This is a genomic window from Pseudomonas kitaguniensis, from assembly GCF_009296165.1.
GTDB lineage: Bacteria > Pseudomonadota > Gammaproteobacteria > Pseudomonadales > Pseudomonadaceae > Aquipseudomonas > Aquipseudomonas kitaguniensis.
In genome coordinates this window covers 15184-28821 of the sequence record NZ_VUAZ01000068.1, presented here as the reverse complement: position 1 = coordinate 28821, position 13638 = coordinate 15184, and the positions used below count along the sequence as shown (strand labels likewise).

Sequence of the window (13638 nt, the reverse complement as noted above, 5' to 3'; positions counted from 1 at the left end):
GCGCTTGACCGGCAGCGGTCAAGCGCCTTGCGCCTAATGCCCTGACGCCGCAGGCCCATCGGCAGAGCGCTGCCCCGGTTTGAAACCATGCGCCTGCGCCGACCACGCGATGCACAACGCCACCGCCAACAACGCCAGCATCGCCCACGGAAATGACGCCACGCCCCACGTATCCAGCAACACTGCGCCGAGGATACCGCTGGCGGCAATAGCGCTGTTCCACGCCACCACATTCAACGATAACGCCACGTCTGCGCCATCGCCCGCTGCGTCTGCAAGCGCAGTTTGCAGCAACGTTGCGGCGCCGCCAAAACTTAGGCCCCACACCGCTACGCCGAGGTAAATCACCTGCGGCACATCGCCCAGCAAGCCGAATGCCACACTCACCGTCGCAAACATCGCCAGGCTTGCCAGCACAGTCTTGCGCAGCAACGGCTCGACCAATTTGGCCGTCAGCCAAATGCCGGCCAATGCGGCAACGCCGAACACCAGCAACACCAGGTCCACGCGGCCAGCCAAACCGGCCGGCAGCAAAAATGGCGCGATATAGGTGTACAGAATGTTGTGCGCCAGCATCCAACTGATCACCACCGCCAGCACTGGCCTTACGCCGGGCGTGGTCAGCACGTTGCGCAGCGACACACGCTGGTGCTCAGCCTGTGGCGGATAGTCGGGCACCTTCACCAGCACCCAGACGATTAACACCAGTGTCAGCGCCGACATGATGCCGAACGTCGTGCGCCAGCCCACCAGGCCGCCTAGCCAGGTGCCGAGCGGTACGCCCAGCGACAGCGCAATCGGTGTGCCGACCATCGCCAGTGCGAGCGCCTTGCCCTGCTGATGCGGCGCGACCATGCGCCGGGCGTAACCGGCCAACAAACTCCAGGCCAACCCGGCCGCCACACCGGCAAAAAATCGCGCCACCAAGGTCACGCCATAGTGCGCCGAAAACGCCGTGATGGAGTTGAACAGCAGAAAGCCGACAATCGTCAGCATCAGCACATTACGCCGCCGCCAACCACGGGTGGCGATGGTCATGGGGATCACCGCCAGTACCGAACCCAGCGCGTAGGCGGTGACCATCTGCCCGGCCATCGACGGGGAAATCGCCAAGCCTTCACTGATCAACGGCAACAGGCCTGCGGGCAGGGTTTCGGTGACGATGCAGATAAAACCCGTCATGGCCAAGGCGAGCAAGGCGCCTATCGGCAAGCGGTCGGATGCTGCGGCTGCGCTGAGTGAGGGTGTCACGAGAGACTCCTTGAGGGGACTTAAATATCGATCGATACAGATGTTGCAGCACACACTGCCGATTGTCAAAGACTTATGTATCGACTAGTATTTATCTCGTTATTCAGAGGATTGCTGACATGGCACAAATGGGCCGCCCGCGTAATTTCGACCGTGATCACGCCGTGGAACAGGCCATGCACCTGTTCTGGGAACACGGCTACGACGCCACTTCGCTGACCCAGCTCAAGGCCGGCCTGGGTGGCGGTATTTCTGCGCCGAGCTTTTACGCGGCGTTCGGTTCTAAAGAGGCGCTGTTCGATGAATGCGTGCAGCGCTATCTGGCGACCTACGCCCAAGTCACCGAATGCCTGTGGGATGAAACCCTGCCTCCGCGACAAGCCATTGACACTGCGCTGCGCCAGTCGGCGCGTATGCAGTGTGAAGACGGGCATCCCAAAGGCTGCATGGTGACGCTTGGGGTTATGAGTGCACCGAGCCTCGACAATGCGCAGGTTGCCCAAGCATTAACGCACTCCAGGGCGCGAACGCGCGCTGGCATCCTGGCGTGTGTTGAGCGCGGGGTCAGTGCGGGGCAGCTACCGGCCACGCTTGATGTAGAGGCGCTAGCTACCGTGTTTGACGGTTTCTTGCAGGGCGTGTCGATACTTGCGCGCGATAACGCATCGCACGCGACCCTTGATTCGGCCATCACACAGGTTCTGCTGACATGGGACATTGCGGCGTCGAGCGTTACGCTCCAAGCCAAAGGCGACGCTGCAGCAGTGGCGCAGCAAGCATCCTGATGAAGCGCGGTAACCGGGTAGCAGAACAGCCTGCAACCTGACGGTGGCCTGCCAGGCAGTGCGCGCGCTCTGGCCCAGGGACTTTTGAACGCCGCCAAATCCAGGGCAAAAAAAAGCCTGCATCTCTGCAGGCTTTTTACTGTCTGGCTCCACGACCTGGACTCGAACCAGGGACCCAATGATTAACAGTCATTTGCTCTACCAACTGAGCTATCGCGGAATGCGCCGTATGTTACTGATTAAAAAGAGAAAGTCAAGCATCGTGCGGCAACTGTCTGAAATCCAGGATTCGACCAGGGCTAAACGGGGTGCGCAGGCTCGCGCTGGCAGTGACTTTCAGCCAATTAGCCAAATAACTGGCGCGGTCACGCGGCGCTTGCTCACGGCGATACTAGCAGTCGATTGATTTATAAGAGTTTTAATATAATGAAACGTTATGGCATGAATCTCGCTCTAAACCCTTCAAGCAGGTCAAGCGATGACAAGACGTGTGGCAGTGCCCGGGGCTTATAACCCACGGCAAAGCGGTCTAAACTGTTTCCCAAGTTTCACGGAACTGAAGGAACAGCCAGACGCTTGGCACTCGCCACGCTCACCGAGCCTGTAGGACAGTTTAGCGCTTAGAGGCCGTCAACTTATGAAAACACCGACCCAGACCAACGCAATTGACTTCGACAGCGCTAAATTGCAACGCCTGGGGTTTGGTCAGCCATCTCTGCGTCCTCACCGCCCCGTCACTTTTTCCGAACTTCGCCGGCAATTGGGTCAGCAATTGCAGACCAGCCTCGAACCGGAACGCATCCTGGGTTTGTTCTTTCGCGAGATCCAGCGGTTGGTGCCTCTCGACGCGCTGCACTATCGCCATGAAGCCAGCGACTTGCGCCTGGAGTTCGGGCAGCGCGGCCACCATTCGGTCAGCTACACGTTGAGCCATGAAGGCGAGCATTTGGGCGAGCTGATCTTCCGTCGCAACCAGCGCTTTATGGAAGACGAACTCGGCCAGCTTGAGTCCCTGCTCGCGAGCTTGCTTTACCCTATGCGCAACGCGCTGCTCTACCGCGCCGCCACCCGCAGCGCGCTGCGTGACCCATTGACTGAAACCGGCAATCGCATCGCCATGGACCAGACCCTGCAACGGGAAATCGACATGGCGAAACGGCACTTGAGCCCGCTGTCCTTGCTGATGCTGGACATTGATCACTTCAAGACAATCAATGACACCTACGGCCATGCAGCTGGCGATGCGGTGCTGCGCGCGGTGGCCGCCTCGATCAAAAGCCAGCTGCGCAATGTGGACATGGTGTTTCGGTTTGGCGGGGAAGAGTTTCTGATTCTGCTCTCGAATACCGGCCGGGACGCGGCAGAAATGGTCGGCGAGCGCTTGCGCCGTGCAGCGCAAGCTCAGGATTACTGGGCAGATGACATGCGCATTGACTTGACGGTGAGTCTGGGCTGCTCGACCTTGTTGGCCGCCGAATCTGCCGAAAGCCTGTTGCGCCGGGCGGACAGCGCCTTGTACGTGGCCAAACGCGAAGGCCGCAACCGCCTGGCAATGGCGGGGTAACTACCCCGCTACATCCCCCTCACTTCCCCGCCAACTCGCTTACATCAAGCCTCGCTGGCGATGCGCGCCTGACGCTCGCGAAACACGGCTGGTGGCTTTTCCTGGTCTGCTTCCAAGCGCATGCAGCTTTCCAAAAACAGGTACATGTAGTCGTAGCTCTTGCGTACGGCATCGCGCAGCTCTAACTGCAGGGCTTTGCTTGGGTTCATGCCGGCCAGGGTGCAGATGATTTCCAGCGCTTCCCAAGGGTGAGCATCGTCGTACTGGGCATGCATCTTCAGCCACTTCATGGCGCGCTTGCGGTCTTCTTCAGGGAAGGCTGCCGCATACACACCGGTAGAACAGACCACGGCGGACCACTCGCCGGTCGCCCCCTCGATCGCATAGTTGGTCGCAGCAATCGCGACGATCAATGAATCGGCCGAGCTGGTGTGCCAGCACCAATGGCTCAATGCGTGCAACTCAGGCGGTACGTTCTGCGCTTGCAGCTCTTCGAGGCTGACACCATGCGCGCGGGCCCAATTCACCCAATAATCGGCGTGGTTGAGTTCCACGCGAATATTGCGCATCAACCACCGGCGCGCCATGTCTTCGCCAGGGTGGCGGGCAAACTTGGTCTTGGTGAGGTTCTGTGCCATGTACAAGGCAAACTGTTCAACCACTGGCCAACCACCGATCAGGTAGTGGCGCAGGGTCTTGGCGCTGAGCGTGTTATCACGCATGCGCTGGTACAGTTCGTGCTCGACAACCCGGCGCTTGCTTTCGCTACAGTCCTGGATCAATTGCTGCGCCCAGGCAGGGTAACTCGAGGCTTCCATAAGCGGGCCGGTTCTGTTGAATGTGTCGATCACTGTAGGGCTCCTTTTTAAGTGTGATTTTACAGACCAGCAAATGTTTCAGCGGAACGTGCCGGGCGCCTTGAACAACAAAGGCTGCGGCCGCGCGGGTCGGCATTGCAAGCTGTCACAGGTAAACAATTGCGGGCGCTCAATCAGATAGCCTTGAGCGTAATCCACACCGATCTCAAGCAGTGCCTGTTCGATTTGCGGTGTTTCAACAAACTCGGCAATTGTGCGCTTACCCATGACGTGACCTATGTGGTTAATCACTTCGACCATAGCGCGGTTAATCGGGTCGTCCAGCATATCCTTTACGAAACTTCCATCGATCTTCAAGAAGTCTACAGGTAAATGTTTGAGATAAGCGAACGAGGACATTCCGGCGCAGAAGTCATCGAGTGAGAAATGGCAGCCTAACGCTTTGAGTTCATTAATAAACCTGATCGCACTGCCCAAATTGGCAATAGCAACGGTCTCGGTTATTTCAAAACAAATCATTTCCGCAGGTATGCTGTAAGCCTCGAATTTCTCATGTAAAAACTCTAAAAAATCGTCATCTCCGATAGTAATGCCTGACAGATTTATCGCACACATGGCCATGGGGCGGTCTGGCCGCTCATGTATACAGCGGGCAATAATTTTGAATACATTATCAACTACCCAGCGGTCCAGGGACGTCATCAACCCATAACGTTCAGCCGCAGGAATAAAACTGTTGGGAAGAATTATTCGACCCGCCTCATCGTGCAGCCGCAGCAGGATTTCGACATGCCCGTTACCGGCGTCGGTGTTGCCCAGCGCCGAGATTTCTTGCGCATACAGGCAAAAGCGGTTTTCCTCCAGGGCGATATGCAAACGCTGCACCCAGGCCATTTCGCCAAAACGCACGGACAGCTCCGAGTCATCGTCGTGATACACCTGCACGCGGTTGCGGCCCTTTTCCTTGGCCATATAGCACGCCATATCGGCGGCCCGCAGCGACGTTTCCAAGGTGGTCGGGGTGTGCGAAATATGCACCAGGCCAATACTCACAGTGGTCATGAACGGGCGACCCTTCCACACAAAATGCAGGCTTTGCACGGTGTGCCGCAGGCTTTCGGCGATCTTCTCCGCGACCAGTGCCGGGCAGTTCTCCAACAGAATGCCGAACTCGTCGCCCCCCAGGCGCGCCAGGGTGTCACCTTCGCGCAAGTCTGATTGCAGCAGTGCGCAAATATGCCGTAACAGCTCGTCACCCGCCGCATGGCCGCAGGTGTCGTTGACCAGCTTGAACTGGTCCAGGTCGAGAAACATCAGCGCATGCCGTCCATTTGGCTGGCGCGTCACCTGTTGCAGCACCTGCTCGAGACGGAACTCGAATTCGCGGCGGTTGGCCAGGCCCGTCAGGGCGTCGTGGGTCGCTTGCCACGACAAATTAGCGATGTACTGTCGCTCCTGAGTCATGTCGTGCAGCACCAGCACCGCGCCGCTGACCCGGCCGGCACTGATGATCGGCGCGCCCACCAGGGTGACCGACACCGTGCTGCCGTCCAGACGCTGGATCAGTTTGGAGTGTTCGCTGCCGCCACTGAGCCGGCCCTTGATAATGTGCTCGATCAGGGCAAACCCGTCGGGCTCGGCATTTTCATCCAGCAGCTTGAATAATGCCGCCAGGGGCAAGCCCTGCGCCTGGGCGGTTTTCCAGTGGGTCAGCGCCTCGGCCGCAGGGTTCATGTAGGCGATGGCGCCGTCGACATCGGTGGTGATCACGCCGTCGCCGATCGACTCAAGGGTAGTCTGCGCACGCTCGCGCTCCATCTGCAACGCGTCGGCGAACGCGTGGCGCTGTGTCAGCAATTTATGCGTCCGCAACAGCGCCAGGGCAATCAGGCACAGGGCGGTCGCAAGGTTGGTGATCAACAACAGCCGCAGGATGACCCGCGAACCTTCGCCCAGGGCATCGCTGAAGGCCTTGGCGGCTGGCGCGACGCCGTCGTTGATCGCAATGATGTGCGCCTTCCATTCACTCACATCCAGGCTGTTGACTTGACCGCTGCTGATCGCCCGATGCATCGCCTGAGCCAAGTCATCCAATTGCACCAGGTAAGCGTCGCCCACGGTCCACGATTCGATGGCTTTTTCCAGGTAGGTAAAATGCCGGAAATTGAGGTACAGCCAGATCAGGCTGGACACGTCATCGGGGTGGTTGCCGCCTTTGAGAATGCCCTGGCGCGCAGCGGCGAGGTCTGGCGTGGGGCGGTCCAGCGCGACGCGCAGTTCATGGCCGCCCTGGGGCACGGCGATGGCTTGCTGGTATTTGAGGAAGGTCGCCTCGTCGCGCTTGTCGGCGTAAAGGGTCAGGTAATAGATGGCATCTTTCTGGCCTTTGGACCATAGACTTTCACCCGCCACATAACCGCGTACAGCCGACAGTACGTAAAGGCTCACGCAGCCCAATAACGCCTGAAGCAGTACCACTGCGATAAAAGGCCAGACGATGCCCAATAACCGAGGGGTACTAAACGTCATTCCAAGAGTGCGCTTTTGCTTCATGAGGTCCCTTGCATAAGCACTACCAAAAACACGCGAGTGGTTAACGCTCCTGACAGCACAGCTCTGGCTAACGTCGTTCAATCCGATCAGCTACGACGTGCCTATCCAAGGCGGGCGCCGTAAACAGTTCAGCAGGGCCACTGTTTTTGCAGAGGGCCCTCGTACTAAGCACAGAACATGTTTCAAACTAAACAGTTCAAACTTGCTGTAAATGCCCGTACAGCTTTGCATAAAGGCCGCCATCGGCGATCAGTTGCTGATGGTCGCCATCCTCGGCGATATGCCCACCATCAAACACCAGCACACGGTCAGCCTGTTTCACCGCCGAAAGCCGGTGGGCGATGATCAGTGTAGTACGCCCACTGAGAAACCGCGCCAGCGCTTGATGGAGGTTGTACTCGGTGGCAGCGTCCAGGGCGGAGGTGGCCTCATCCAGGATCACCACTTTAGGCTCGGCCAACACCATTCTGGCGATGGCCAGGCGTTGGCGCTGCCCGCCGGAAAAACGCACACCGGAGCGCCCCACCACACTGTCAAGACCCAAGGGCAGTGCCTTGACGGTAGCATCCAATTGGGCGATTTCCAGTGCCTGCCAACACGCTTGGTCGGTACGTGTGCGGCCCATGGTCAGGTTGGCGCGCACCGTATCGTTGAACAGCGCCGGATGTTGCAGTACTACAGCAACGTTTTCACGAATGGTCGCGAGCCCGATTTCTTGCTGGGTCGCCCCGCCGAAGCGAATGCTGCCGGCCTGCGGCGTGTAGAGCCCCAACAGCAATTGCACCAGGGTACTTTTGCCGCCGCCGCTGGCGCCGACAATCGCCACCTTCTCACCCGGCGCGATGGTCAGGTTCAACTGATCGAGCACGCGGTCGTCGCCATAGCCGAAATCAACGCCACGCACCTCAATGCCGACGGTCTCACGCCCGGTGAACGGGTCTTCGCCGCCTGCGTATTGCGGCTCGTCGGCACGCGCCAGCAGTTCGTTGATCCGCGTCAGCGCCCCGCCCGCCGCGTAGAAGGCGTATTGCAGGTTGAGCAACTGCTCCACCGGGCCGATCATGAACCATAAATAGCTGAATACCGCGAGCATCTGGCCGATCGACAGGTCGGAAAACAATACGGTGAGCATCGCCGCTGCGCGAAAGATGTCGATGCCGAACTGGAACAGCAAGCCACTGGCGCGGCTGGAGGCGTCGGTTTTCCACTGCGAGTGAATCGCGTAGTCACGCACTTCCTTGGCACGCTGGCCAAGGCGGCCGAGGAAAAAGCCCTGACGGTTGCCGGCGCGCACTTCCTGGATAGCGTCGAGGGTTTCGGTCAGCGCCTGCGTGAAGCGCGAGGTGCTGTCGTTCTCCAGCTTCTTCAGGTGTTTGACGCGCTTGCCCAACTGCACGGTGGCGTAGATCACTAGCGGGTTGAACAACAAAATCAGCAACGCCAGTTGCCAATGCATCCACACCAGAATCGCCGAGGTGCCAACCAGGGTCAGCATGGCCACGAGGAAACGGCTGAGGGTTTCGCCGACAAACTTGTCCAGCGTGTCCAGGTCGGTCACCAGATGCGTGGTCACCGTGCCGCTGCCGAGGCTTTCGTATTCACTCAGGGAAATGCGCTTGAGCCGTTCGATCAGCCGCACGCGGATGCGATACACGATGTCTTTGGCCAGCCGCGCAAACAAGCGCGACTGCACCACGCCGAACACCAGCGCACCAGAGCGCAGCGTCAAGGTCACCAACAGCATCAGGCCGATATAACCGGCCGCCTTCTGCCAGCCCAAGGGCAGCGCGTGGTTCATCACCTTGAGCGCCGCATCGCCCTGGCCCAGCAACACTTCGTCGACCAGTAACGGCAACAGCAAAGGGATGGGCACGCTGCACAGGGTCGCCAGCACGGCGACGCCATTGGCGATCCACAGGGATTTCTTGTGGCGCAGGGCGAGGCGGCGAATTTCTGCCCAGGTCAGGCGATCAGTGCGCTGGGGCGGCTCGCCACCGTCCGGCTGGTCATGCACAGGTTTTTCATACACAGGCGGCTCGCTCCAACCAACGGGCGAGCAATGGCGACAACTCGGAGAGTGGCTGGTAACCGTTGGTCAACAAGGCCATCTGGCCATTACGCTCGGCGAGCAACGTCGGGAAACCGTCGATGCCCAAATCCTTCACCCAGGTGAAATCAGCACCCGTCGCGGCGTGTTGCTCTGCGCGGTCGAAGGCGCCGGCAAACTCGATACGCGGTATGCCCGCCTCCTCCGCCAGTTCCACCAGCACACTGGCGAGGGTCACATCGCGCCCCTCTACATAAAACGCATGCTGGATCAGCCCCAGCAGCGTCCAGGCGCAATCCGGTGCCAGGCTGCGCGCAGTGACGATGGCGCGGCAGGCCGGCTCCGTGTCGTAGACAAAACCTTCGGGCAACGCCCCCTCAAACGTAAACGACTGACCGGTGGCATCCGTTACCGCCTGCCAGTGTTCGAGGATGTAACGCCGGGTGGTGGGTTCCAATGCCGCGCCGCTGCCGGTGCGCAAGCCGCCCACCACCAGGTGCAGTTCGACGCCGGCGGCCTGAGCCTGCTCAACCAAGGCTTTGGCAACGGGCGCAAAGCCCCAGCACCAGGAACACATCGGGTCCATTACATAGAGCAGGCGCGCGGGCATGGGTCAGGCCTCGGAAGGGGTTTGCTTGTAGTTGAAGCCAATCGGGTGCGGCATATTGCGGGCCTTGGCCAGTTCAATCTGCTTTTGCCGGTCGATTGCGCTGCGACGGGTCTTCTCCGGCAGCTTATCCCAGCAATGCGGGCAACTGATGCCGGCCACATAGTGCTCGGACACGCGGTCTTCTACGCTCACCGGTGTGCGGCAGGCATGGCATTGATCGTAGTCGCCTTCGCTCAGGTCGTGACGCACGGTCACGCGGTTGTCGAACACAAAGCAGTCGCCCTGCCATTTAGTCTCCGCCTGCGGCACCTCTTCGAGGTACTTCAAGATACCGCCCTTGAGGTGGTAAACCTCGTCAAAGCCTTCGCTGAGCATGTAGCTTGAGGCCTTTTCGCAACGAATACCGCCCGTGCAGAACATGGCGACTTTCTTGTGCTTGGCCGGGTCGAAGTTGGCTTTGATATAGTCGGGAAATTCGCGAAAGCTAGTAGTTTTCGGGTCAATCGCGCCTTCGAAGGTGCCGATCGACACTTCGTAGTCGTTGCGCGTATCAATCAACAGCACTTCCGGGTCGCTGATCAGCGCGTTCCAGTCCTGCGGGTTGACGTAGGTGCCAACTTTTTTGTTCGGGTCGACGCCTTCAACGCCCAGGGTCACGATCTCTTTTTTCAGTTTGACCTTGGTGCGGTAGAACGGCTGGTCGTCGCAGTAGGATTCTTTGTGGTCGATGTCGACCATGCGCGGGTCGTTCTTCAGCCAGGCCATCAGGCCATCAATGCCTTCGCGGCTGCCGGAAACGGTGCCGTTGATGCCTTCTTCGGCGATCAGCAAGGTGCCTTTGATGCCGTTGTCGACCATCGCCTGCAGCAGTGGCTCGCGCAGGGCGACGTAATCTTCGAGGGTGACGAACTTATACAGTGCCGCCACGACAATCGGTTGAGTCATGGGTGTTCTCTCCAGGTGGCTACCCTCGTAAAGGGTGAACCGGATATCAAAAAACGCCAACGTGGTAAGGCGCGGGCGGATTCTAGCAAAACCTGCCTCGGTATGGCATCGACTCTGACGCGCTGATATTTCCCTAGTGCTATCGCAGCACCGCCTGACGCAGGCCGCGACAGCCCGCGTGATAGCGTTTCCTGCCCCTCCGGATCTGCCGGAGGGATTGAAGGAACCTATGGATATGGAAGCCGACACCAGCCCCTTGCTTGCTCAACTGATTGACCACGCCCGCCCGCCTGCGCATGGCCGGGACGATTTCAAGACCGCTCTGCAGCGCCTCAATATCAACTCGGTGTTCGACATCGTGCGCGTGTCCGAGCGCGAGTTCGCCAAGCGATTGGCAACCTGCAATGACGACGATGCCCACCCGGTGTACCTCAAGGCCCAGAGTGCCGCCGCGCAACTGGAGACATTATTTCGCCAACAACAAGTCGCGTCAGACGCCACTGCCCTGCGCAATAAACGCAAGGTTGCCGCCGAAACCGGAGCGACCTACCAAGCCTTGTTCAACGAGAACTGGCAACAGTTCTGCTCCAGCACCTCCATCGCCGCAGTCGATTCGCCAGCGGCGTACTTGCGGGCGCTCTACCTGTTCGCCATGCAACTGGAACACAACGCCCAAGGGTCAAACGCCGTCACGTTGAACGATCGACGCGCGGACCTGCACGCGCTGGTGATCGACCAACACAGCGTGTCGGGTCAGGTGCCCATGTTGTCGATCATCAACCAGACCTTGCTAAAAAATATAACCGGCGCTGACGACAAGGATGCCTACACGTTACTGAGCAAGACCTGGTATCCATTTTCTCTGCCCTACCACTTTCACCATCAGCAATGCCGACTGAGCCTGGCAGGCGACACGCCGGCGTTGGGCGAGTTGAACTATCGCATCAGTCGCGAGCTGCCGCTGGCAGCAAAAGCCGGCGCTTACGGGCAGGTCATCACTCAGAATAACGAGGCCCAATGCTTGTTATCCGGGTTGAGCCCTGAACAACAAACACTGCTGAAAAATAGCCTGGTCGCCGCAGACGGCGCGCACACTTTTTTTCGTGACTATTACCAGTGGCGAGAGACGCCAAAAGGTCCCGAGAAGATCAGCGACTTTCTGCGCCTGACACAACTCGATGCCGAACAACTTCAGGCGCTGCTTGCACAACAGACGCACGCACCGCGCAAATCACCTTACTGCCCGCAGAGCACGCAGCTGACGTACGGCGCGTGTTACGTCAACGGCGCAACCACGCCCGTTATCAGCCTGGACAACGGCGCGCCTGCCCAACTGGTCAACGTTAACCTTGAGCGCTTCGACAGGTTGCAACGCATGATTCGCCTGCAGCGCTGGCTCGGCCTGCCGTTCGCGCAACTGGACAGCCTGATAACCAGCGCCATGCGCTGCGAGGGCAGCAGTAACCCTTCGCTGCTGATCAGCCATAACACCCTGAGGGCGCTGGGCGTTTTTTGCTATCTAAGCAAGCACTACGGGCTGCAGGCCGAGGAGTTTGCCGCCTGGCTCCATCAGTTGCCCGTGCATGCCTCAGGCGAGCGCCTGCCCTTGTTTGATCAGGTATTCAATCGCGCAGGCTCTGCTCTGCCACCGCTGTATCTGGACGGCGGTGCATTCGACGCGACTACTCGGCAACAACTCTGCGCGGGGTTGGGCCTGCAGGACACCCAGGCGTCGCTGCAGCTACTGATCAGCCCCGATGTGCCTGCCACACGTACGATCGAGACCGTCAGCGCGATTTATCGGCAAGCACACATTGCCCGCCTGTTTGGCCTGTCGGTCCTGGACTGCCAGCAATGGCTACAAATGCTCGGGCAGGCGACCCTCGCAACGCAACTGCGTAATCCGACATTACGCCGCAAGCCGAAAGGCGCGACTGACTTCCTCGATATGCTCATGCACCTGGACTGGGCCAGCCGCTGGCTCAAGCAAAGCGGGAACAGCCTGTCACTGTTAAACCCTCAACGATCGCTGCACCCATTGGCCCAAGACCCTGCCATTAAGCAGCTGGTCAACGCGTTCGCCGCCTACGACCAGGCGTCTCTCGCCCAAAAGTTGAAGCGTCTGACCCTGCCTCAACAAAACGCTGATGAAAGAGACGACGAAAAAAATCACCTGCCCGCGATTGATTGGGCGTCCATCGGCCAGCAGGTACTGCAAAGGATTCGCGCTGTCGCGAGCGTGGAAGCTGCGCTGAATGATGTTCTAACGCCGCTTAAAATAAGCGTTGACGCTGTTCGTAATGCATTTTTGATCGAGCAAGCCAGGCTCATCCTCCTGCCCCTGTTGAGCGAGGTGCGTGACGAGCTCTGGCGCCTTCATTTACGCCTGAAAGCAATCATTCAAGCCACGGCCCATACGCCAAGCGATACCAGCGGCTATGTCAAATATGATCATGCCAACCAGTTCCTGCGTTTACACGCGCCCACTGCCCCGCCGCTACACACCATCGGCTACTTGATACTGCTGTTACCTAACGCCGCCGACATTCTGCAACTTCCGCTCAGCCCACATGCACTGCATCAATTTCTGCTCAATCCGCACTGGCTTGAGAGTGAGTACGCGGCCTCTTCGTTGCTTGAACTGACCCCGCGCACTCTCTACCTCATGCAGCAATTCAAACAGTGCATCAATCGCTGTGGCACCACCGAAGAACAGCTTCTCGCCTACTTCGAACATGCCCATGCCTTACACAACAGCGCTGTGCAGCCCCCCCCTGAAGAAAAAAACGCGCGACTGGCACAACTTTTAGGCTGGAGTGCCAGTGAAATCGACAGTTTAAGCAGCCAACTGACACCGCCGCGCATTACCTCCATGGACCGCCTGGACTGGGTGCTGCGCTGCCGCCAGGCAAGCGCCGACACCGGCCTGTCGACCCGCATGCTGATTCAAGCCAGCCAGCTTAAAACCGACTCGACGTTTGCCGAATGGAAGGCCGTGGGCGAGGCGCTAACGAGCGCCCAACAGTAACTGACTAATACCCCACTTTTTTTCGACCTGTTCAAGG

Annotated in this window: 9 protein-coding genes and 1 tRNA gene; 3 read left to right on the top strand and 7 right to left on the bottom strand. The window is 59.0% G+C overall.

Features of this window, described 5'->3' with window-relative positions; genetic code table 11:
• Positions 1-33: 33 nt before the first annotated feature.
• On the bottom strand, positions 34-1251 hold the full coding sequence (locus F0169_RS12760; protein WP_172979426.1) for an MFS transporter: 1218 nt from the start codon (positions 1249-1251) through the stop codon (positions 34-36).
• 119 nt (positions 1252-1370) lie between these two features.
• On the opposite strand from F0169_RS12760, the gene F0169_RS12755 reads away from it, so the two are divergent.
• Entirely contained in the window at positions 1371-2036 is a 666-nt protein-coding gene (locus tag F0169_RS12755) for a TetR/AcrR family transcriptional regulator (protein WP_152746724.1), read from the top strand.
• A gap of 144 nt (positions 2037-2180) precedes the next feature.
• On the opposite strand, the gene F0169_RS12750 is transcribed toward F0169_RS12755, so the two are convergent.
• Positions 2181-2256 (bottom strand) — tRNA-Asn (locus F0169_RS12750).
• Positions 2257-2673: 417 nt separating this feature from the next.
• On the opposite strand from F0169_RS12750, the gene F0169_RS12745 reads away from it, so the two are divergent.
• On the top strand, positions 2674-3600 hold the full coding sequence (locus F0169_RS12745; protein ID WP_058411929.1) for a GGDEF domain-containing protein: 927 nt from the start codon (positions 2674-2676) through the stop codon (positions 3598-3600).
• 44 nt (positions 3601-3644) lie between these two features.
• Here the strand turns inward: F0169_RS12745 and F0169_RS12740 are convergent, their stop codons facing one another.
• The 5 genes from F0169_RS12740 to trhO form a co-directional block, all read right to left on the bottom strand.
• The gene (locus F0169_RS12740) at positions 3645-4418 is read right to left on the bottom strand and encodes an iron-containing redox enzyme family protein (RefSeq protein ID WP_152746758.1); all 774 of its coding nucleotides are present in this window, start codon (positions 4416-4418) and stop codon (positions 3645-3647) included.
• Between the two features lie 78 nt (positions 4419-4496).
• Entirely contained in the window at positions 4497-6971 is a 2475-nt protein-coding gene (locus F0169_RS12735) for an EAL domain-containing protein (RefSeq protein ID WP_152746723.1), read from the bottom strand.
• 196 nt (positions 6972-7167) lie between these two features.
• Positions 7168-8985, bottom strand: a complete 1818-nt coding sequence (locus tag F0169_RS12730; RefSeq protein WP_122250626.1) for an ATP-binding cassette domain-containing protein — start codon at positions 8983-8985, stop codon at positions 7168-7170.
• A 7-nt stretch (positions 8986-8992) separates the two neighbouring features.
• Positions 8993-9628, bottom strand: a complete 636-nt coding sequence (locus F0169_RS12725) for a DsbA family protein (protein WP_152746722.1) — start codon at positions 9626-9628, stop codon at positions 8993-8995.
• Positions 9629-9631: 3 nt separating this feature from the next.
• Positions 9632-10573 carry an oxygen-dependent tRNA uridine(34) hydroxylase TrhO gene (gene trhO / locus F0169_RS12720; protein WP_152746721.1) on the bottom strand — a complete coding sequence of 314 codons (942 nt, stop codon included), beginning with the start codon at positions 10571-10573 and terminating at the stop codon, positions 9632-9634.
• Between the two features lie 235 nt (positions 10574-10808).
• Here trhO and F0169_RS12715 point away from each other — a divergent pair, with 235 nt between their 5' ends.
• The gene (locus F0169_RS12715; RefSeq protein WP_241679115.1) at positions 10809-13601 is read left to right on the top strand and encodes a Tc toxin subunit A; all 2793 of its coding nucleotides are present in this window, start codon (positions 10809-10811) and stop codon (positions 13599-13601) included.
• The last annotated feature ends 37 nt before the right edge of the window (positions 13602-13638 follow it).

What these genes read in the sequence shown, in the direction of transcription:
- F0169_RS12755 (WP_152746724.1), top strand. Translation starts at nt 1,371, where the DNA reads ATGGCACAAATGGGCCGCCCGCGTAATTTCGACCGTGATCACGCCGTG.
- F0169_RS12745 (WP_058411929.1), top strand. Translation starts at nt 2,674, where the DNA reads ATGAAAACACCGACCCAGACCAACGCAATTGACTTCGACAGCGCTAAA.
- F0169_RS12740 (WP_152746758.1), bottom strand. Translation starts at nt 4,418, where the DNA reads ATGGAAGCCTCGAGTTACCCTGCCTGGGCGCAGCAATTGATCCAGGAC.
- F0169_RS12735 (WP_152746723.1), bottom strand. Translation starts at nt 6,971, where the DNA reads ATGAAGCAAAAGCGCACTCTTGGAATGACGTTTAGTACCCCTCGGTTA.
- F0169_RS12725 (WP_152746722.1), bottom strand. Translation starts at nt 9,628, where the DNA reads ATGCCCGCGCGCCTGCTCTATGTAATGGACCCGATGTGTTCCTGGTGC.
- trhO (WP_152746721.1), bottom strand. Translation starts at nt 10,573, where the DNA reads ATGACTCAACCGATTGTCGTGGCGGCACTGTATAAGTTCGTCACCCTC.
- F0169_RS12715 (WP_241679115.1), top strand. Translation starts at nt 10,809, where the DNA reads ATGGAAGCCGACACCAGCCCCTTGCTTGCTCAACTGATTGACCACGCC.